General features: G+C 59.7%; 1 pseudogene. It reads right to left on the bottom strand.

The features are described 5' to 3' along the window. Positions 1-115: 115 nt before the first annotated feature. A pseudogene (locus XI08_RS09895) lies at positions 116-370 on the bottom strand (transposase); the annotation flags it as partial. Positions 371-724: the final 354 nt, after the last annotated feature.

Below are 724 nucleotides of genomic sequence, written 5' to 3'. Positions count from 1 at the left end.
GCGTTTTTTAACGGGGACAGTGCCTCCAATAAGCTGACGGCCGCTACCCTCCAAGCGACAAAAATAGCACAAGGTGTTTCTACCCCGCACAGGCGCGCCACGCCGCTGGACGGTTTTTTAGGATATCCCGCTCGGCCTTCAGCTTGGCGACCTCGCGGCGCAGCCGCTCGATCTCTTGCTGCTCGGGCTTCATCTGCCCATGGCCGGGAAAGGCCTGCACCGGGTCAGAGCCGAACTCCTTCACCCATTTGCGCAGTACGTTCTCATGAACCCCCAGGTCGCGGCCGGCTTGCGCCACGGACACCCCGCGCTCCCTGACAAGCTTGACCGCTTCGATCTTGAACTCTCGGCTGAACTTCCGTCTCTGCATGACCAACCTCCGGCTTGATAAGACACCCAATCTCGGTGTCCATCAAACCGGCAGCAGCTCAGAGCGCTCGCTTCAACTTTGATTGCGCCGCCAAGTCTGCTTGTATCCCGGCTCGAGGCTGATTGGGCTTGCGGCCACACACGATTTGGGCGTCCGCAAGGGATCTCGACTTCCGCTAGCCAGCGCAATGTTGAGCGCGCGAGCGCGCACCCTGATCGCGAGGTCTCGAAACGTGTCTTGAACTTCGCGCAACGGCGCAGTGACAATCCGCGCGATCGACTAGAACCTATCTCAAAATTGTCGAAACAGGATCAGCAGGCAAGCGAGCTGGACGAAGCCGAGGAAGTTTTGCGG

The organism is Bradyrhizobium sp. CCBAU 11361 (assembly GCF_028128935.1).
Lineage (GTDB): Bacteria > Pseudomonadota > Alphaproteobacteria > Rhizobiales > Xanthobacteraceae > Bradyrhizobium > Bradyrhizobium niftali.
Note: the sequence above shows the minus strand (reverse complement) of the source record. Positions and strands in the feature narration are given on the sequence as shown.